Origin of the sequence: Schaedlerella arabinosiphila (assembly GCF_003885045.1) — a bacterium.
Classification (GTDB): Bacteria; Bacillota; Clostridia; order Lachnospirales; family Lachnospiraceae; genus Schaedlerella; species Schaedlerella arabinosiphila.
In genome coordinates, this window is the sequence record NZ_RHJS01000002.1 from 5,482,553 (window position 1) to 5,502,098 (window position 19,546).

Consider the following 19,546-nt stretch of genomic DNA (forward strand, 5'->3'; position numbering starts at 1 on the left):
TCCTAGTTTAGATTAAAGTTCTATATCTGATTTTTATACATCCATTCCTTCATCATCTCCGCCTGATGGCGGTAAATCTTGTTTTTGTCAAAAATATCCTGGTAGATCAGATCCCCCTGGCCGTTCAGCTCAATGATTCTCGGCCGCAGGCTTCCCTTTTCCAGAAGAATATCAATCCCCGCGCTTCTCAGTCCCGGAAAACACTCTGCCGCCCGGATGCACAACTGCTCCACCTCATCCATTATATAGGACGGCAGGCCAAGCTCCTCCCCGCTCAATGGGTGGTTGTTCAAATGCAGATTGGTAATGGGGCCGGAAGAAAGACGGGCCAGAAGAAAATCCATCCGTCCGTCCTGGACGACTGCACGCAGGTCATAAGAAAACCCGTCATGCTCCGCTTTGGCATACCAACGCTCCGCCACACAGTCCAACTCCAGAAGCCGTCCGACCATGGAAAACACCTGATTTTTGTCCGTAAACTTCCGGAGACGTTTTGTATTTACCAAACGCCCTGTCACAGAATCCACCATCCCGCAGGTGTACAGGACCACCCTGCCGGAATGGGGCTGCCAGCGGAAAGCCGCCGCCCCTGCCGCTCCGGAACCGTAAACCGGTTTTAAGAAAACCTGAAAGACACGGTGCCGTTCCATAGCATCCAGAAGCTGCTCCACTCGATTCGCACCCGAAAGTCCGCAGCTATCCGGCATTTCGGCACGTTCTGCACCCGAAAGTCCGTAGCTGCCCGGCATTTCGGCACGTTCTGCTCCTGAAAGTCCCCCGTCCGCATATTTCACTGCCGTATCTGCCTCGGAAACAACGGCATGTTCCGATAGCATTTCCGCCCGGCCCATCCCTTCCAACTCTTCAGTCACCGGAATCCCGGCCATTGCAAGCGTCCGCTTACATCCCCTCTTATCCAGAAGGGCGCGGATCGCTTCCGGCCTGTTGAGAAATGCAATCTGATGCCTGGCCCCCAAATCCGCCAGCCATTGCAGTTTCCCTTCATAATCCCGGGTCAGGGCATTCAATTCGTCCAGACGGCAGCTTTCCCACAGGGGCGGGTCAATTTTCAGAAACAGATTTTCCCATGAAGTTTCCTGCTCAAAGGGAAAATCCTTCCAGTCCAGCAGGCGGAAGACAATCCCTGCCGCCTGTGCGCCTTTTTCCAGATAGACGGTCCGCTTCGTCCCGGGACTGCCGAGAACAACTGCCTGTCTCATTCTGTCAGCATGGCGTTCATCCAGGTCTCGCCCCGATATGTTTCCGGCTCATTGCGCTCCGACGCATCGACCTTGATCGGAAGAGCCTGCAGCTTCTTCACCATGCCCTGTGACAGATAATGATAATGTACGTCCAGCTCTTCCAGGTTTGGACAGGAAGGAAGCTTTTCCAAAAGAAGGGCGCCGCCCTTGTCCGTCAGGGTGCCGTTTGAGAGGTCAAGCACTTTGAGCTGATTCATATATTTGCTGTCCAGCACCGCCTGGGTCAGTTCATCCTGAATCTCGCTGTCCTCAATACCCAGCCACGTAAGGTTCGGAAAATCAGATTTTTCCAGAAGTGTTCTGACTGTATCGGCATCGCCGTCAAATCCATAATATTCGACTCCGATGTACAGGACAAGCTTTTTCAGATTCGGCAGCTTGGCATTCTGGATTTCCTCGAAGATCGACACAGGAAGCCCGCCGCAAATGATGGTGAGGGCTTCCAGCTCCTGATGGCAGATCTCCCCCAGCTTTAAGTCAGTGCTTCCCTTGACCGTCAGCGCCTTTAAATGGGGCAGGGCCTGCCAGAGCCTGCCGTAATCGCCCTGGATGATCCAGGAAACCTCGCATTCCTCGTAGTCCATGTCCCCCACAAACAGGCTCTCGATGTGGGAAAACTCTTCCTTATGCTCCACCATCTGATCCAGGATAGGCTGGCAGCTGCCCTCCCAGGAATCGCCCCAGCATCCGATCACCAGATCCGTTACCTGGGAAAATTCCGGGTCGCTTAAGATATCCTCCACCATGGTTCCGGGTCCCTTGCCGTTTTCAGACTGCTCGTAATCATACACATATTTCTTGCTCCTGCCCATAAAAAAATCCTCCTTGTACCGATTTATAGGATGATTTTATTGTACCAAAATGAAATCATGGTGTAAAGCTTATATTCTCTTATGCAGCAGGCGTGTAAACAGTAACCACAGGTCACCCCCAAATTGACTTTCCTCTGAATTTGAGCAACAATGCATTGATATTATCATCTGTGTTGTGTATGATAAAGATAGGCAGGTAATCGGCTTAAATTTGATATTGCACACAGCCAGGCAAGAAAAGCAAAGGATCGGATATATGCTTGAAAAGTATCAAAGAGAGCTTTCGGATAAAGTAGGAGGGTTCAGTATGATTCTATATCATGGCAGTAATGTAATTGTTTCAAAACCGAAATTGATTGAACAGAATCGGTTTCTTGATTTTGGCTTTGGATTTTATACAACTACAAATAAGGCGCAGGCAATCGGCTTTGCCGGCAAGGTGACAAAACGCCGCAAGGACGGTGAAAAAGCTGTCAGCATTTATGAAATTGATGAAATTCGTGCCTTTGAGGAATGTTCGGTTTTGCATTTTGACAGTGCAAATGAAGCTTGGCTTGATTTTGTGTCGGAGAACCGTTCCGGTAATTATACAGGAAAATCCTACGATTTCATTTTCGGCCCCGTCGCAAATGATGATGTTTATACGACATTCACACTCTATTCTGCCGGTGTACTTACAAAAGAACAGACTTTGGAAGCGCTGAAAATCAAAAAGCTGTATAATCAGCTGGTACTTTCATCTGAAAAGGCGCTTTCCTATCTCAAATTTATCGGGACAGTCCCGCAGGAGGAATTATAATGGGAGAAGAAAAATTTGGTGCTGTTATGGGTGTTCTCGTACCGCAGGTTATCCGCTTGATTACAGAAAATTATTCGTATGATGAAATGACCGCCGCAAATGAATTTTATGGGTCTGATCTGTATGCCTTATTGGAGCAGGAGGACACGAAAATTTGGCATTTCAGCCCGCTTACACTTTTCAATATGTTTGATGAAGAAAAAAAAATGGGTAACTTTGAAATTCCGGAGGAGGCTTGATTATGAGTATTCAAGGCAATTTTATGATATTCTGTGCGGAACAGTACAAAATGGCAAAACACTTGACGGGCAAACAGCTTGCTGAGCTTTTCACCCGTTATCGGGTATGGGAGTATATCTACTCCTGCTATGAAGCCCTGCATACAACGGGTACGAACTATATCATAGAGGATATTGACCTGTATATCGAAGCACGCAAGCCCGCTATGACTTAAAGCAGAGGCAAATTAAAAGTAAGGAACTGCGCAAAAAGGCAAGTTATTTTTGCACAGTTCCTAAGCGGCAGAAAGACGGCGTTACAGACAATCTACCACATACATGGTAAGATCCAGTATAATTACTCAACTGAGTAGTTCCACTGGATCTTTGTATATTATGGTCGGCCATAAGACCGCCCGTACAGTCAAAATTTATTTGTCACCTTTTTCCCCTTCCGTGCATCTAATGAGTATAATAGCTATTATGAATCAAAACAATGACATGGAGACAGTACAAATGATTGAATGGATAAGGCAGGCACAGCAGGGAGATGCCGATGCATACGGCAAACTGATCGGAATTTACCAGGATTGTTTTTACCGGGTTGCGAGAAGCAGGCTGCACAATGACGAAGACGCGGCGGATGCCATTCAGGAAATGCTCCTGACAGGATGGGAAAAGTGCAGCACCCTGAAAGAGCCGAAATACTTTAAAACCTGGATGATTCGGATTCTGATCAACAAGTGCAATAACATACTGCGGAAAAACCGTCCGTTAGAAAGTCTGGATCATATTCCGGAACCCTGTGCGGAAAATATGGAGGACAACATCATGTTTCAGGCGATGATACAGGAGCTAAGCGAGAAAAACCGCATAGTTATGGCGTTATACTACGGCGACAGCTACACGATTCGGGAGATTTCCCAGATCCTTGAGATTTCAGAGGATGCGGTCAAGAACCGGCTTTCGAGAGGACGTAAGGAGGTATTGAAGTTTTTATGAATACAACAGAACAGAACCGTGACCAGAGGATACGTGATATTTACAAAAATGTACAGACACCGGACAGCGTGAAAGAACGGATCAACGAAACGCTGAACGCGATCAAACAGCAGGAAGGCAGCGCTGCAGCGCCGCAGATCAGGAAAAAGCATAAAAAGCCGCTGTCTTTTAGAAAGATAACTGCCATTGCCGCCGCCGCGGCCCTGGGTGTGGGCGGAACGGTATTTGCCGCGGAACGGATCTACCAGATGCATCTGAACCAGAACGGGAAATATCAGAGTGATATCGGCATTTCCACAGAACAGGCTCTGCCGGAGGAGGTCGAAGCGGTGGAAGTGAAAGCCGGTTATATTCCGGAAGGGTTTGCTCTCGACCCGGATAAAGATTATTATGTGAACGAGAGCGAAGACGCCGGTTATTATGTGCATGAGCCTGCGTTAATTGATGAAGCCGACCCGCTTTCTCTGCTCTATGTAACCGATGCAGAAACGATGACCATAGACGGACGTGAAGCCGTTTATCTCAGCATCAGCGAAAGCACCGACAAAGACTGGAGGGGCGACAAGCTGTTTGTCCTGTACGAGGAAATGGATCGGGTGCTTCCGATGGGCATCTGGGGACACGCAGATAAGGACGAGCTTATAAAAATGGCAGAAAATATAGAACTTACCCCCACAGGCAAGAAGACCGCTGTCAGCGGACTGCCCCTTTGGAGCGAGATCGTAAACAGCCCGGAAGGCAAAAAGGCTGCGGAGGAACCGGACGACAGCACTTATTTCAACGAGGCGAGCGAGGAACAGATGGCAAATGTACACCAGGTCGGCGACAGCTTCCAGGCCGAAAGCACCCTCAAAGATGGGGAATCAACGGTAATCCAGTTGGAAGCTTCCGTTAAAAATGTACAGGTGGCGGATGACCTTTCCCTGATCACAAACGAAGAGGCGATCTGGCCGGACACTTATGAATCCTGGAAAGAATTGGTCGGGCCCGACGGCAAGCTGCTCCCGGATACCCTGCTCTATCAGAGGCAGGGGGATGGCGTTGATTCCATGCCGGAGATTGTGCGGACGGAAGAAACGAAGGTGAAACTCGTATATGCTGAAGTGGAATACAAGAACACCGACAGCAAGGCATATCAGGATGTGTGGTACTTTGCGGATCTGATTCCGATCGTAAAGGAAGGCGATACCTATAAGATATTCGACCGCACAGATGAAACCTGTGATTATGTAGACAACAAGAATACCGGTGTAAGACATGAAATGTGCTATGCGGATGTTTCCGGCGGAGGCAGCGGACCGAAAAACTATATACCGGAGCTCCAGCCGGGAGAAAGCGTTACCATCCGCTTTGCATGGCTGGTCAACGAAGATGAGCTGGATAAGCTTTACCTGAATCTGAACGGGAATCTGGTATTTACGGAGAAGGGGCTGGAGATTGGGTTTGTTGATTTGAATTTATAATGGAAAGAGATTCAGATACAGAAAACCTGCCGCTGGCAGCTTTTCGGCATACGATGGTATTCAAAAACTCCGATAATCCTTATTTGGGATTGTCGGAGTTTTTTATGCGGATTTTTCAAGTGCAGACCGCGATTGTTTCTTTAAACTAATGTTTCAGATCCATAACCTGTTCGGGAATTTCGGCTTGGCTCGCTTTATATGCCGCACGAACCTTCGCCCGCTTTACCTTCAGAGCTTCCGGCGTTGTCTCCGCTTCTGCGACGGTGATCCTGCGCTCTTGCAAAACAGCCCTGTCCCTTTGCACGGATTCATGAAGCGAAATCTCCTTTTTGGTATCATCCGGACTCTCTTTCGGCGTACCCTCCGCATGGACTTCCTTCTCGTCATTGTCCGTTTTTCCAATGCTTTCTGCGGAATTGACTTCCTTCTCGTCATTGTCCGTTTTTTCAATGCTTTCTGCGGAATCTTCCATTCCAAGCTCCGCTTCTTTTGCTTCCTTGAGCGTCTTTTCTGCCTCTGCCTTCTCTGCTTCTGTGGGAAGCTGGGCATATCTGCCGCTCTTTACAAATTCCCCAAGGGTCTCTTCCAAAGCCCTGCTTTTCATCAGTTCCTGCCACATGATCCCGAGCTTCGCGCCTTCCGGTATGGCAGGATTATTTTTCACATTGTTCACGGTGCTTAAAGAAGCTGCCGTATGATTCATTTTCACACGCTGGACGTCTTCTTTTGTCCTGCATCTCTTTAGCTCCTCCTCATAGCTTTTCTGCTCTTCTTCGATGGACTTTGCCTTCTGATATGTCTGGGGATCATGCTTCTGCAGATAATCCATTTCCTCCTGCGTTAACTTCTTGCCGGTTGCCAGCTTCGTCCGGATCTGTGCGGAAAGCTTGGATGATCCGTCTGCCTGGGACTTCCGGATCTCTTCCGCCTGACGCGCAATGGAATCACTTATTTTTGTACTTCCGTCAGCAGTGAAATCGCTGTTCGCTTTCTTTCGTTTCCACTTCATCTGCATTTCCATATTTTTTGTATAGTTACCGATTGACTGCATCACAGAAAAATCCAAAACAAACACCTCCTCTATACATTCCGTTCTTTTCTGTTATCATTATATTGCATCCCCGGGAGTAATGCAATACTTGAAATGGGGCGGGTATCTTTACCATTTCCGCCGGGCTGTTCGGTATTCCTGGGGCGGCATGGAAAACCGTTCGATGAAAAGCTTCCGGAAATGGCTGACATTGGAATATCCGACCTGTTCGGAGATCTCACTCACAGACAGTTCACTCCCTTCCAGCAGCGCGGCCGCGTGATTGAGCCGGATCTGCCGGATATTTTTGGAAAAACTCATCCCGGTATAGTCTTGGATCAGCCGGATCAGATGCCGCTCGCTGTAATGGAAAAAATCTGCCATTTCTTTCAGACTGATGCTCTGGTAATTGTGCTCCATATATTTCAGCAGAAACACGAAATCAGGCTCGTCATTTTCTCCGGTTGGATTCGGAATAAATACATCCTTCTCATGGCTGCGGAGCAGAAGGGAAAAGAACAGCTCTGCAATCTGATTTTTTACCGCATTTTTGTATCGTTTATCAGAGCATTCCTCACGATAGAGATATTCCAGGATTCGGAACAGGCTTTCGTCATGCCCTGCATGGAATAAAAGATAGGAATGCTCTTTATTATGATAAAGTGTTTTTCGAAAAAAATCTCCCAGAATCGTTTTGTTGGTCAATGTATTTAAAAATGCCGAGTTAAATGTGCTGGACCGGATCAGAATATTGATCAGCAGGCAGTCGTCATCGGCGGCATGGATGGCATGGATGGTTCCCGGCGCCATGATCAGTATATCCCCCTGAGATAAATGCTGCTGCTGGCCGTTAATGTAGTGACTGCAGGCTCCTTCTACCAGACAGGCAATCTCGAAGAAGTTGTGGGTGTGGAGGAAAGGCGGAAGATAACGCAGATGCCTTGCAATCAGAAGGTCATCCCCGGAAGCGATGAAGGATTCCTCCAGTTTATGGTCAATTTGGAAATGGATGTGAAAGCGCTCCTGAATCTCACGGTTGATCTCTGCCTCATGATTCACCTCCACTTTTTGCCCGGTTTCCGGTGCTTCCGCAATAGAACAGTCCTTATTATGGGACTGCAGATACAATTCTCTGAGATAATCCTCAATTTTAAAATCCATATTGTCCGCACTGCGTGGAGAGTACATAGTGCTGAAGTTGTAGCAGCTCTGTTTATAAGGTTTCATAGCGCGCCCTCCAAAAAAGTTCTGCCTTAATCATACCATGCGTATTCCGGGTTGTCACTTATTTTCGGGCCAATGTCATTTTTCGTGCTGTTTATCGGATGATCAAATTGCTATAGTAATCCTGGGATTTACAGATACATAAAATCCGATACCTGTTTTCTAAAAATGAGAGGAGAGAGAAAGGATGTCAAACAAACCTTTACAGACAACGAAAAAAGAAGCAACCCCGGCATTTACATTTTTTTATGCAACCTCCGCCTACGGCCCGGCAGCTATTATGGCTGCGGTCGCGGCAACTTTTATATCTCCGTTTATGACGGATACGATGCTTCTGCCGGCGGCAAGCTGCTCAGTGATCATGTTTATTTCCAGCTTGTGGGATGCAGTGAATGATCCTATGATGGGCGTGATCGCCGACCGGACCAATACGAAATGGGGGCGTTACCGTCCATGGCTGATTCCGGCACCGGTGCTTCTGACAATCTTTTCCACGCTGATGTGGGTAAACCCAAACCTGCCCACCATGGCAAAGGCTGTTTTTTTCTTAATTGTGTATATGGGCTTCGGCATGACCAGGACCATGTATACCATGCCCCATGTGGCGCTCCTGCCGGCCTGCGTGAAAAGTGACAGTGAGAGAAACCATGTGATCCATTTTGGCGCGATACTGAATACGGCAGCATTTTCTATCGCCTCATCCTTCACTCCGCAGATGAAGGCATTTTTTGAAAATGTATTCCGCATAGATAATGGATATGTACCGATGATGCTTGTATTCGGCCTGATGTCGTGTGTGACCTTCTGGGGATTGTTCAGGACTTCGGAAGAAAAGTATGTCGTGCAGTCGGAAGAAAAAGCAAATGCAAAGGATATCTTCAGAGTGCTGGGGGAAAAAGAACTCTGGCCGCTGCTGATTGTATGGCTTACGTTTTTCATTGGGTACGGACTGAATTTTGGAACAGCGGTATACTATCTCATGTATTATCTGGAAAATCCCGGGTTGATTACCCCGTTTTTTTTAATGCTGACCGTGACCGGATTTATCGCAATCACCTTCCTGTTCCCGCTCATGCTTAAAATCTTCAGGACAGGGCAAAGGGTATATATTTTTACTCTGATTGTAAGCGGAATCCTGTATTTACTGCTGTTTTTCTTTGGAAAATATAATGTGATGCTGATGCTCGTGCTCTCCGGCCTGGTGAATCTGGTGACTACCCCGCAGCTTGCGCTGATGTCAATCCTGACCATTGATGCCATTGACTTTATGCAGTGGAAGACCCGCAGGAGTTCAAACGGAGTGATCGCTTCTATCAAAGGCTTTGCCGAAAAATGCGGAACCACCGTGGTCAATACCGGCATTCTGGCAATCCTGGCCGTATCCGGCTATATACCCAATGCCATCGGGCAGGAACCTGCAAGCGCACTTTTCGCGATCAACGCTACACGATTTGGGATTCCGGTTATTTTCGCAGTAATCCAACTGATCTGTCTGAAAAAGAATCCGGCGGAGGTACACAGGAAAGAGATTGAAGAGATGAAGGCACAGGAAGCTGCCGGGGAATAATACGAACTAAAGTAAAAACCAAAGCGGAGTGCTGCGCCTGAGACTTGTGCAGCACTCCGCTATTTGCTGTTTCTGATCGGGCTGGCAATCGCACCGATGAACCATTTAAAAACAGCGATTTTGGAAAATGTGGGGGGATCGGTTTCAGACCTGGGAATAGACGGGTTCATTTCCGCAATTATCCAGGTGCCTTTTATCGCATGTGCGGATAAGGTGGAAAAGCTTTCGCTCCGGGTCCGTTATCTATTTGTCACGGGGCTGCCGTGTATAGCTTGCCTATTGGCATACTGCGCGGTGTCGCCGGTCATGATTTTTGCGGGTTCCGGCCTGATCAATTCCGGAATCGTGATAGGCATGTTTGGCGTGAAAAATTATGTCATCTTTTATACCGTGTCATGTCAGCTTCTGCACTGCAGTTTTTTTGCGTGGGATGCTATACTATCCTTATGATTACCACAAGGAGGCCGCAAAAAAATGGAACATTTCAAAAACATGAGAAACCCTGTGCTCCCGCCCAAATACCATGTACCGGACAGCGAGGCGCATGTGATGCCGGACGGAAAACTCTATATCTACGGAAGCTTTGACGACCGGGAGGATGTATTCTGCAGTGAAAAATACCACGTAGTATCCACGCCGGACATGGAAAACTGGACGATCCACGAGGTGGCGTTCACCGGGCAGCAGGTTCCCTGGTACAACGATCCCGAAGCGCCCAGATATCCCGGAATCGACTGGTCCAGGCCCACGCCGTTTATTCGGAAAATGCTGGAATCCGCCCGGGAAAACGGAGACGACATGAAAGAAAAATTTGAACAGGAAGGGGAAAAGGAAAAGCCCCCATTGCTGTTTGCACCGGATTGCCTGGAACGCGGCGGAACATATTACCTCTATTTCTGCATGCCGGATGACAGCGAAGGAGTTGCGGTTTCCGACCGGCCGGAGGGGCCCTTTACCGATCCGGTGCAGCTCCCCTGCGGAGGAATCGACCCGGCTGTATTCATTGACGACGACGGGCAGGCTTACTATTACTGGGGGCAGTTATTTTCCCACGGTGTCAAACTGAACGCGGACATGGTGTCATTTGATCCGGAAGAGATCCGGGACAACCTGGTCACGGAGGAGGAGCATTTTTTCCATGAAGGATCTTCCATGAGAAAGATCGGAGATACCTATTATTACGTGTACGCCGATATGGAGCGGGGAAAACCCACGGCCCTCGGCTATTCCACTGGCAAATCGCCCCTCGGGCCTTTTACCTACCGGGGAATTATCATCGACAATGGGGACTGCGATCCCGCAAGCTGGAACAACCATGGTTCGATCGAATGCGTCAACGGGCAGTGGTACGTATTTTACCATCGCTGCAGCCGGGGCGTGCAGCAGCACCGGAGACTTTGTATTGAGCCGATCACGATCCATGCGGACGGAACCATTGACGAGGTGAAAATGACATCCCAGGGGGTCGGAGAACCGTTCGCGCCCGGGGAAACGATATATGGGTATCAGGCATGCGGACTGAAGGGGACGGTGTATATTGGGGTGGAAGATGAGGACGGTAAAACGCAAAACAGCATATCGCCGGAAGGGGCAGCAGTGTCCGGTGGGGTGAAAACAGACGCGTCCCAAGAAAAGCTGACCTGTATTTCACCGGGGGACGAAATCATTTTCCGATATGTGAAACAGGACGCTCCATGGTCTGAGATTGTATGTACCTGCGCCGGAAGCGGCCGGCTTAAGATCCTGCTGGATGATGTGGAAGCGGGAACGCTAGAGACGGCAGGAACACCAGGCAGAATCCGAACGGTGTCTGCCCCAATCTCGGCGCCGGCAGGGGAACGGGAATTGAGATTGAAAGCAGAAGAATCCGACGGGCTGGAAATCATGGAGATCGTGTTGAAGTGATAAAAGTCTTTAAAACCGAACGGGCCAAGCAGCCATGCTTTCATGGGTACTTGGCTCATGAGGTTACACCAATACCGGTTCCTTCCCGTTAAGAATCGTTTTTACTTTTTCAATGCCTTTTTCAGCCACATCCGCAATCGGCTCAAATGTATCCCCTTTGTTCGCAGTATACTGATACTTTTTATCACACAAGACTATTTCCGGCCTGATCGGGCATCCTCCCATACACAGATCCCTCTCCGTACATTCAGGGCAGGACATTTTTAAACGTGAACGGAAATCCTCAAATTCACTGCTCATCCAGGCTTCTTTAATTGTATGGCTTCTTAGATCGACAGCCCACCTCATATCCTCATTGTCGAAGCTGCACGGCATCATTTTCAGATAGGGGGAAATATATGCGGACCACCTGGCTCCTTCACATGTATCAAGACTGTTTAAATCGATATTTCTGGAATTATGAATTAATGCGGGTACTGTACAAGAATCAAATCCTATTTTATATCCTGGATTTCCGGAGCCAGCCAAAGAAATCAATTCTCTGAATTTTATGTTTTCTCCGGTAATCATATTCTCTTCTTTTCCAAGTCCGACTGGTTTATGCAAAAGAAAAACCAATGCATTAATTTCGTCAGGAAAACGGTGAAAAATCAATCCATCCACTGCCTCATCGACAGTATATTTATTCAGGACATAATGTATATTTGTTTTTACTCCCGCATCTGCAAGCCTCTTGATTGCACGCAGTGTATATTCGCTGCGATACCAGCTGATTGCGACTGCTCCGCAGTATTGGCTGCAGAGCGCTGCAAGCTCTTCTGTTATCCCATAGCCAGAGCTTGTAAAATTAGGAACGATGCCTGTCATACGGCAAATTTCAAGGATTTCTCTGAAATGCTCATGCTGATCGGGATCCCCGCAGCCGCCAAGTGCAAACTGATATGTTTTTCCCTGACACTGCTTTGCGATGCTTTCAAAATCCGCCAATGCCATATTGCTATTTTTCTTATATGATCCTCCCTGATAACACTCTATTCCCGCTTTTATGCATAGCCCGGCCTGTCCATGTATGCAGTGCCCCATAATGCCAACGTCCAGCAGTTCCGGAAAAGATGCTGCAAAGGGATCGGCACCTGTCTCCCTGCCATTCTCGATAATACCTGTACGGAGATAATGTCCTGTCTTTTCATCAAATAACGAGATAAAATTCTTTTCTTTCCTAATCTTTAATGTTCTCATTTCTGGCAATAATAAAACTGCTGCTGCTTGAATTTGTTACAAAATCTGTTCTTAACTTCATATAATCCGCTCCTTTCCTCTTACGTTCAGACGGTCCTTTTATCCTGAACAAAGCTGCTGATTTTATTCCTGCGAAGCAATGAGCCAAGTAGCCATGCTTGCATGGACATTTGACTTCATAAAAATTATAATCCATTATCCGGAAATTGTCATTGAATCCAAAATTCAATTTGCTATCCTCCGGAAACAGAATTTCTGCAGGCAATCCACCTCTGAGAGGAAGGAAGCTTCCCACCTATTTAAGCTGCGTCCTTTAATTGTGTGTAATACATCATGAACCGGAATGCTGTTTTGTGCTGAATGGACGTTGATACGATATCCCCATTTCCCACCAGCATGTCGTCAATATTCACCTGAAACAGCCTGCTCAATGCATACAAATGATCCACGCTCGGGATGTTAATGCCCTTGATCCATCGGTATACTGTCTGCACACAAGCCAGTCCAAGATATATCTGGAGGTCTTTTGGCTGCAAATGGTTCCACTTCATAAGTAGTTCAAGACGCTTTTCGGTTTTGTCTTTATTGATCATCGGAAAATATTTCATATTTTTAGTCATTCCTTTCGCTCTGCTCCAGTTTGGCTTTAGATTCCTTGCAGCCTACATCTTCTCCCGGTACTCCGCCGGCGTCATTCCATAATATTTCTTGAAAATATGCCGGAAATTCCCGGAATCCATATATCCCAGTTCTTCCGCTATGGCCGAGACGGACAGATCCGGATTCGTCAGCAGACGGGCGGCCCGGCGCATTTTCAGCTTCTGGACATTCTGGCTGAAACTCATCCCGGTGCAGTTTTTGATGATCCGCTGGATCTGCCGCTCGCTGTAGTTGAAAAAATCCGCCAGATCCTTCAGGGTGATCGACGTATAATTTTCCTGCATATATTTCAGAAGAAATATTACATTTTCATCATGCCCCTGGGAATCCGCCTCCGGTACGATCACGTTGGAGCCGTGGTTGCGGAGCAGAATGATGAAAAACGCGCCCACAATATTATTCAGGAAACGCTCTTTATATTGGTGATTTCTCAAAAATTCCCGGTAAGCATAAAATACAAAATCAAAGACCTCCGGATCGCCGCCTGTACGGAAGAACAGGTAAGGGTGTGTTTTCGAATGATACAAGGTGTGCGTGAAAAAATCAGAGAGTATGTCGTTATCCGAAAGCACGCCGAAAAATACTTTTTCAAACGTACTGGTTCTTAAAACGATGTTGATAATGATGCAGTCATCGGAAAACGCGCTGATGGCATGGACGGTCTCCGGGGCAATGATACAGATGTCGCCCTTGCACATATGCAGCTCCTGTTCCTGAATGTGGTTGACCGCCCGTCCCTCTACCACGCAGACCACCTCCAGAAAAGAATGGGAATGCCAGTTCGCAGGGAGATAGCGCAGATGCCGGTACAGCTCCGTATCAAAGCCGCTGCGGAAGAACAGCTCCTCCTCCAGACGGTTTTCCAGCAGCTTGTCTGGAAAGGAATTGCCGGTTTTTTGCGAGGCCAGCTTTAAAATATCACCTACATATTCACTGGAATGAGGAAGCTGCAGGTTCCGATCCGGAAATTGTTCGTGAAGCTGTTTAAACGTGTTTTCTAAGGGGATCATTTTTATCTGCTGAGAAAACATATCTTTAAATGTCATAGTTCTGCTCCTTTTAACCTGCCTGGGGAATAGTGCAACAATCGATATGCTACAAGTATAAAATACGACATTATAGCTTGTCAATTCTGACATCTGCGGATGTCGCAAAACCCATGTGTACGTGTCGCCGGGAACTCTGTTTTTGGGAGAGATGTCCTGCTATACTTAATCCATCCAAGATAAAACGCAGCACACAGAGAGACGTTTTACAGATTCCATAAGTTAGCTGTATGCTGTGTGATTTAAAAATCAGGAAGAGAGGTAAGAAGATGGAAAAGATGCATAAGGCTACATTAGCTGAAAAACTGGGTTATGGGCTGGGGGAGCTGCCAGGGACAATGAACTCCATCCTGGGAGCAGTGCTGACCATGTTCTATACGGACAGTGCAGGTCTGGCGGCAGGTATGGTAGGAACGATGTTTTTTATTTCTCGTTTATTCGACGGGGTTTCCGACCTGTTGGCGGGAAGCCTGATTGACAGGACGAGAACAAAATGGGGAAAAGCGAGGCCCTGGCTGTTATGGATGAGCGTGCCGACAGGTCTGGCTTTGGCGCTGATCTTCTGGATTCCGGCAAATGGGTCAAACACGATGAAAATGATCTATGCATTTGTTACATATAACCTGTTTATTTCTATTTTGTATACCATTGTAGGTGTGGCGAAAAATGCACTGATGCCGCTGATGACACAGGACGGACCAAGCCGCGGCGCGCTGGCAAGATATTCCCTGATCTTTGGACTGGGCGGTACAATCCTTGGGATTTCCGTGACCTTTCCGTTTTTATTCGCATTAGGCGGAGATATGAAGGCATGGAGGACTATTTTCATCGTTTACGGTATCATTACAACGGTCGGGCTTCTGCTCTCTTTTGCACTGACAAAAGAGCATGTACAGTCTGTAGAATCGGTTGCGGAAAAAGAGGAGAACATGACGTTTGCGGAAAGCGTTAAGAACTTTGTACAGAATAAATATTTTATCTTTGCTCTAGCAATGACTGTGTTTGTAAATTTTGCGGTACAGATTAATTCCGGCTCGCAGACCTATTTTTACACTTATGTGATGAACGATGTCATGCTGACCACGTCACTGAATATGGTCAATCTGATTCCCACGATTCTTGGCATTATGTTCCTCTCCGGCATTTCCTTGAAATTTTTTGGGAAGAAGAAAAGTATCTATATTGGAGCATCGGGGCAGATTATTGGAAATATACTGCGTGGGATTGCAGCGCTGACAGCGAATGTACCGGTGCTTGCAGTAGGAACCGTGATCAGCGCTCTGGCAACAGGCCCTCTGTCTGTACCGATCAATACGCTTGCGGCAGATGCGGTGGACTACGGCGAATATCTGACCAACAAGCGGATTGAAGGAATGGGCTCCGCAATCGTTTCCTTTTCTCAAAAGATCAGCAATGGTCTGGCGGCTGGTATGGTAGGGTGGATTCTTGCCCTGACTGGTTATGTGGCAAATGAAGTGCAGAATTCAGCGACGGTTTTCGGAATTTCATTTATGTTTGCATGGCTTCCGGTTATCCTTCTGGCGTTTGTGATCCTCAGCTTTAAGTTTGTGTACAAGTATGATGAGGAAGAGCCGGAGGTTCTGGCAGAACTGGCAAGAAGAAAAGAAAAAAATGGCCGCGAACAGTAAATGAGGAATCTGTTGATTTTATATCAGGCATCAGGTTTCTGCCAGATGCCGTTATACGAGGAGGAAGTTTATGTATCATTCTATCAAACCCGGCAGGATCTGGCTTGACACAGACGGGAACCGGATTCAGGCGCAAGGGGGCAGTATCATTACCGTAGGGGATACATTTTACTGGTACGGGGAAAATAAGGAAAAGACAACAGGAAAAGATCAAGTATGGCATTGGGGTGTGCGCTGCTATTCCTCAAAGGATCTGTATAACTGGAAAAGTGAGGGGATTATCATTCCGCCGGATACGCTGGACCCGGCATCACCGCTTCATCCTTCAGCTATGATGGATCGTCCCCATATCATCTATAATGAAAAGACAAAAAAATATGCGGCATGGCTGAAGATCATGGGGGAACCTCCGTGTTTTGCAGTATTGACGGCAGATTCTCTTCTGGGACCATATAAAATGGCGAATCCAAAGGTAAATCCCTGCGGGCTGGAGGTGGGGGATTTTGACCTGCAGGCGGACCCTGAGACAAAGAAAGGATATCTCATCAGCCAGAAACCGCATACCTGCATTTATGTTGCGGAGCTCAATGAAGAGTATACAGATGCAGCAGGGACGTATACGGAACATTTCCTTCACACGGCGCCGCCGGATGCACGGGAAGCGCCCGCACATTTTACCCGGAACGGACTGCATTATCTGATTACGTCCGGTACAACCGGATACTATTCCAACCCGTCGGAAGCCGCAAAGGCGGCAGATTGGAACGGCCCTTATGAGATTTTGGGAAATCCCCATGTAAATGACGGCTCAAAAACATCCTTCAATTCCCAGATCACATCCGTGTTCCGTCATCCGGGGAAGAAGGACTTGTACATTGCACTGGCCGATCGCTGGAAGCCGGAGATCGGCCGGATGGAAGGATTCGAAACTGGAGAGTACTCTGACAGGATTCAGGAAAAATTCCGACAGATTTTTGACCCGGAAGTGGAATTTGTATTTACGGCGGAGGATGTGGAAGATATGAACATCAATTCGTCAGTCTCTGATTATGTATGGCTTCCTCTCAAATTCGACGGAGAGCAGGTTCGGATTGAATGGCGGGAGGAATGGACGATAGAAGAATACGAGTAAATGTACGGAAGCAAGGAAAATATCCAAAGGCAAAGCAGGTTTATAACAGTCTGGAGAAATACTAAACAAGAGATAACTGCACCTGACGATTCCCTTAAAAATATATCATTTTTAAGGGAATCGCTGTGCGTTTAAGGGAAAAACTGCTGAGGCAGGACTTATTTTAACCGGATATAGAAGGTTGATTTTCCTGTTCCTTCACGCTTAAATTCACCGGTCTCTACCAATTTCCGCAAAGAGCCTTCAATGGAGCTTACGCTCAAAGCCGGACATAATTCCCGGATATCCTGTTTTGTAAACCTTCCTATCTTATACTGTGCCGCTTTTTTTACCATTTCAATGGCCGGGAGTTTTTCCTCTACAATCGAAAACCGATCTGCAAAATCTTTATATGCCGCAAGGATTGTGCTGAGAATATATTTTATAAATGGGATCACATCCTCGGTTCCTTCGTGCCAGCCGTCCTGCGACCGGCTCAGTGCATCATAGTACAGATCCTTGTCTTTCGCGATTTTTGCTTCCAGTGAGATATACTTTCCTACATAAAATCCGCTGCGGTATAAAAGCAGCGTAGTCAGCAGCCGGCTCATTCTTCCGTTGCCGTCGTTAAAAGGGTGAATACACAGGAAATCATGAATGAACACCGGTATGGCGATCAACGGTTCCAGTTCAAAATTACCGATCACCTTGTTGTATTCTTCGCAGATTTTATCCAGGGCCTCCGGGGTCTCATACGGAGCAAGGGGTGTAAACAAGATTTCCGAATGCCCGTCGGGATAGCTTGCGCTGATATAGTTCTGAACATTTTTCGTCTGTCCGGCCAGAGGATTATTCATATGGCTGTACATGATCTTATGAAGCTGGAGGATATAATTTTTCGTGATCGGAATGGCATCGAAGCTTTCGTGGATGATATTTAAGACATCACGGTAACCGGCAATTTCCTGTTCATCACGGTTTTTCGGGGCAGTCCGTTCTTCCACAAGCTGTTTGATACGTGTATTTGTGGTAATAATCCCCTCGATTGCGTTTGAAGCCTCCGTGCTTTGAATCTTTGCAATCTCCACCAGCTTTTCAAGCTCCTCGGGCCGCTGCTTTAAATATTGCTCCTGCTTTCCGGCTTCCCGGTAGATGGCCGCAATATATCCAAGCATGTCTGAATCCCATTTTTGGTCTTTGATCAATGAGTAATTGAATGGCCTCATTCCCTTAATCACGCTCCTTTCCCTTAAAATATACCACAAATTAAGGGAAAGTTCAACTGATAAGTGAATTTCCCCTTATTTTTGACTGAAAATTAAGGTAAAATATAAAAATCAATGGGATTTGAAGCTATCACATGAAATAAGGTTATTTTTCAGTCTGCACCGATAGAGGAAAGAGTATACCTGTTCTTCCTTACATTTTTGTAAGCCACTATGTTTCAAATATCGTGTATAATAGATTTGAAATACTCAGAATGCGGCAGACATGGTTCAGGTCTGCAGTCAAGTGCACGAAGGGGGCGTTTTATTTGCAGAAATTATTACTTCTCGAGGACGATATCAGCCTGATCGACGGCCTGACCTATTCTTTACAAAAGAATGGATTTGACATCCAGGTAGCCAGGACGGTCTGCGAAGCCGAAAACTTACTTGCGGAAAATACAGATTTCGACCTGTTTCTTTTTGATGTGACACTGCCGGACGGAAATGGATTTACCCTGTGCGAGAGGCTGCGGGAATCCGGGAACCCGGTTCCGATCATATTTCTGACCGCATCCGACGAGGAAACCAGCGTGATCCGCGGCCTGGACTGCGGAGGAGACGATTATATTACAAAGCCGTTCAAGCTGGGGGAGCTGTGTTCCCGCATCCGGGCGCTGCTGCGGCGGAGCAGTATGCGAAATTCCGGAGACGGCATCCTGCGCTCTGGGGAACTGACGGTGAACCTGGCGGAAGGCAGAGTATTCTTAAGCGGGGAGTCCGTAGAATTTACCGGGGCGGAATACCGTCTGCTCTGCCTGCTGCTGAAAAACAGCGGAAGGGTGCTCACCCGCGGGATGATCCTGGATAAGCTGTGGGACGGCGCCGGCAATTTTGTGGATGACAATACACTGTCGGTTTATGTACGCCGCCTCCGGGAAAAGCTGGAAGAAAATCCATCCAGACCGGAACACTTAAAAACGGTTCGGGGGTTCGGATACCAGTGGAAGGAATAAAGTCTTTACACTCATTTTGCCTTTTGATATAATGGAGGTATCTCATAGGACGATATTTTTCATATAGGGTAGTGTCAAGTAATTTATGAAAAACTGAGCTGCAAAAAACAGGCTCAAATGAACCTTGAAAACTGTAGATATCGACTCCGAAAAGCTCTCCGAGGGCTTAGGGCGTTGCCCTAAGAACCCACAAGGGACCAATCCCTTGACCCGGTTTCGGGCTTTGCCCGAACCCATCCTCGCCGGAAGGCAGGAAAAGGGCGCAGTGGCCCCTTTTCTGACAGACAGGATCATCCGTGAGCCTTATGTCAATAGACTTTCGCGGCATATCCTCACCG

The 19,546-nt window shown here is 47.3% G+C and carries 20 protein-coding genes; 11 read left to right on the top strand and 9 right to left on the bottom strand.

Translation table 11 applies throughout. The features are described from left to right. Nucleotides 1-20: 20 nt before the first annotated feature. Both EBB54_RS25810 and EBB54_RS25815 read right to left on the bottom strand, forming a co-directional pair. A complete protein-coding gene (locus EBB54_RS25810; RefSeq protein WP_125129563.1) occupies nt 21-1,220 on the bottom strand; it encodes an STM4014 family protein in 1,200 nt (399 codons plus the stop codon). Further along, complete coding sequence (locus EBB54_RS25815; protein WP_125129564.1) at nt 1,217-2,074, bottom strand: STM4015 family protein; 858 nt, start codon at nt 2,072-2,074, stop codon at nt 1,217-1,219. Before EBB54_RS25815 ends, EBB54_RS25810 begins: the two co-directional genes overlap by 4 nt. Before the next feature lie 307 nt (nt 2,075-2,381). On the opposite strand from EBB54_RS25815, the gene EBB54_RS25820 reads away from it, so the two are divergent. The 5 genes from EBB54_RS25820 to EBB54_RS25840 all read left to right on the top strand — a co-directional run bounded on the left by EBB54_RS25820 (nt 2,382) and on the right by EBB54_RS25840 (nt 5,556). Next, on the top strand, nt 2,382-2,873 hold the full coding sequence (locus EBB54_RS25820) for a DUF3990 domain-containing protein (protein WP_125129565.1): 492 nt from the start codon (nt 2,382-2,384) through the stop codon (nt 2,871-2,873). Continuing rightward, a complete protein-coding gene (locus tag EBB54_RS25825; RefSeq protein ID WP_125129566.1) occupies nt 2,873-3,112 on the top strand; it encodes a hypothetical protein in 240 nt (79 codons plus the stop codon). Before EBB54_RS25820 ends, EBB54_RS25825 begins: the two co-directional genes overlap by 1 nt. 2 nt (nt 3,113-3,114) lie before the next feature. Continuing rightward, entirely contained in the window at nt 3,115-3,327 is a 213-nt protein-coding gene (locus tag EBB54_RS25830; RefSeq protein WP_205128768.1) for a DUF3791 domain-containing protein, read from the top strand. A gap of 280 nt (nt 3,328-3,607) precedes the next feature. Beyond that, nucleotides 3,608-4,093 carry an RNA polymerase sigma factor gene (locus EBB54_RS25835; RefSeq protein ID WP_004082144.1) on the top strand — a complete coding sequence of 162 codons (486 nt, stop codon included), beginning with the start codon at nt 3,608-3,610 and terminating at the stop codon, nt 4,091-4,093. Beyond that, entirely contained in the window at nt 4,090-5,556 is a 1,467-nt protein-coding gene (locus tag EBB54_RS25840; RefSeq protein ID WP_125129569.1) for a hypothetical protein, read from the top strand. The genes EBB54_RS25835 and EBB54_RS25840 overlap by 4 nt, the downstream gene beginning before the upstream one ends. Nucleotides 5,557-5,701: 145 nt before the next feature. On the opposite strand, the gene EBB54_RS25845 is transcribed toward EBB54_RS25840, so the two are convergent. Both EBB54_RS25845 and EBB54_RS25850 read right to left on the bottom strand, forming a co-directional pair. Then, the gene (locus EBB54_RS25845) at nt 5,702-6,622 is read right to left on the bottom strand and encodes a hypothetical protein (protein WP_125129570.1); all 921 of its coding nucleotides are present in this window, start codon (nt 6,620-6,622) and stop codon (nt 5,702-5,704) included. A 93-nt stretch (nt 6,623-6,715) separates the two neighbouring features. Then, on the bottom strand, nt 6,716-7,813 hold the full coding sequence (locus EBB54_RS25850) for a helix-turn-helix domain-containing protein (protein WP_125129571.1): 1,098 nt from the start codon (nt 7,811-7,813) through the stop codon (nt 6,716-6,718). 184 nt (nt 7,814-7,997) lie between these two features. On the opposite strand from EBB54_RS25850, the gene EBB54_RS25855 reads away from it, so the two are divergent. From EBB54_RS25855 to EBB54_RS25865, 3 genes are all read left to right on the top strand, one after another. Continuing rightward, nucleotides 7,998-9,377: an MFS transporter gene (locus EBB54_RS25855; RefSeq protein WP_125129572.1), complete on the top strand. Its 1,380-nt coding sequence runs from the start codon at nt 7,998-8,000 to the stop codon at nt 9,375-9,377. 63 nt (nt 9,378-9,440) lie between these two features. After that, nucleotides 9,441-9,827: a hypothetical protein gene (locus tag EBB54_RS25860; protein ID WP_125129573.1), complete on the top strand. Its 387-nt coding sequence runs from the start codon at nt 9,441-9,443 to the stop codon at nt 9,825-9,827. A gap of 24 nt (nt 9,828-9,851) precedes the next feature. Next, nucleotides 9,852-11,282, top strand: coding sequence for a family 43 glycosylhydrolase (locus EBB54_RS25865; RefSeq protein WP_125129574.1), 1,431 nt, complete (start codon nt 9,852-9,854; stop codon nt 11,280-11,282). Nucleotides 11,283-11,345: 63 nt separating this feature from the next. Here EBB54_RS25865 and EBB54_RS25870 read toward each other — a convergent pair whose 3' ends face one another. The 4 genes from EBB54_RS25870 to EBB54_RS25880 all read right to left on the bottom strand — a co-directional run bounded on the left by EBB54_RS25870 (nt 11,346) and on the right by EBB54_RS25880 (nt 14,227). Next, the gene (locus EBB54_RS25870; protein WP_243127814.1) at nt 11,346-12,149 is read right to left on the bottom strand and encodes an SPASM domain-containing protein; all 804 of its coding nucleotides are present in this window, start codon (nt 12,147-12,149) and stop codon (nt 11,346-11,348) included. 352 nt (nt 12,150-12,501) lie between these two features. Next, complete coding sequence (locus EBB54_RS30830; RefSeq protein WP_205128786.1) at nt 12,502-12,816, bottom strand: hypothetical protein; 315 nt, start codon at nt 12,814-12,816, stop codon at nt 12,502-12,504. A gap of 4 nt (nt 12,817-12,820) precedes the next feature. Continuing rightward, entirely contained in the window at nt 12,821-13,141 is a 321-nt protein-coding gene (locus tag EBB54_RS25875; RefSeq protein WP_243127815.1) for a helix-turn-helix domain-containing protein, read from the bottom strand. 42 nt (nt 13,142-13,183) lie between these two features. Beyond that, entirely contained in the window at nt 13,184-14,227 is a 1,044-nt protein-coding gene (locus tag EBB54_RS25880; protein WP_125129575.1) for a helix-turn-helix transcriptional regulator, read from the bottom strand. Nucleotides 14,228-14,496: 269 nt separating this feature from the next. On the opposite strand from EBB54_RS25880, the gene EBB54_RS25885 reads away from it, so the two are divergent. Next, nucleotides 14,497-15,876, top strand: coding sequence for an MFS transporter (locus tag EBB54_RS25885; RefSeq protein ID WP_125129576.1), 1,380 nt, complete (start codon nt 14,497-14,499; stop codon nt 15,874-15,876). Between the two features lie 70 nt (nt 15,877-15,946). Further along, nucleotides 15,947-17,008, top strand: a complete 1,062-nt coding sequence (locus tag EBB54_RS25890) for a family 43 glycosylhydrolase (protein WP_125129577.1) — start codon at nt 15,947-15,949, stop codon at nt 17,006-17,008. Between the two features lie 158 nt (nt 17,009-17,166). On the opposite strand, the gene EBB54_RS25895 is transcribed toward EBB54_RS25890, so the two are convergent. Then, nucleotides 17,167-18,213: a Fic family protein gene (locus EBB54_RS25895; protein ID WP_016297913.1), complete on the bottom strand. Its 1,047-nt coding sequence runs from the start codon at nt 18,211-18,213 to the stop codon at nt 17,167-17,169. Between the two features lie 308 nt (nt 18,214-18,521). On the opposite strand from EBB54_RS25895, the gene EBB54_RS25900 reads away from it, so the two are divergent. Further along, nucleotides 18,522-19,208: a response regulator transcription factor gene (locus tag EBB54_RS25900; protein ID WP_125129578.1), complete on the top strand. Its 687-nt coding sequence runs from the start codon at nt 18,522-18,524 to the stop codon at nt 19,206-19,208. Nucleotides 19,209-19,546: the final 338 nt, after the last annotated feature.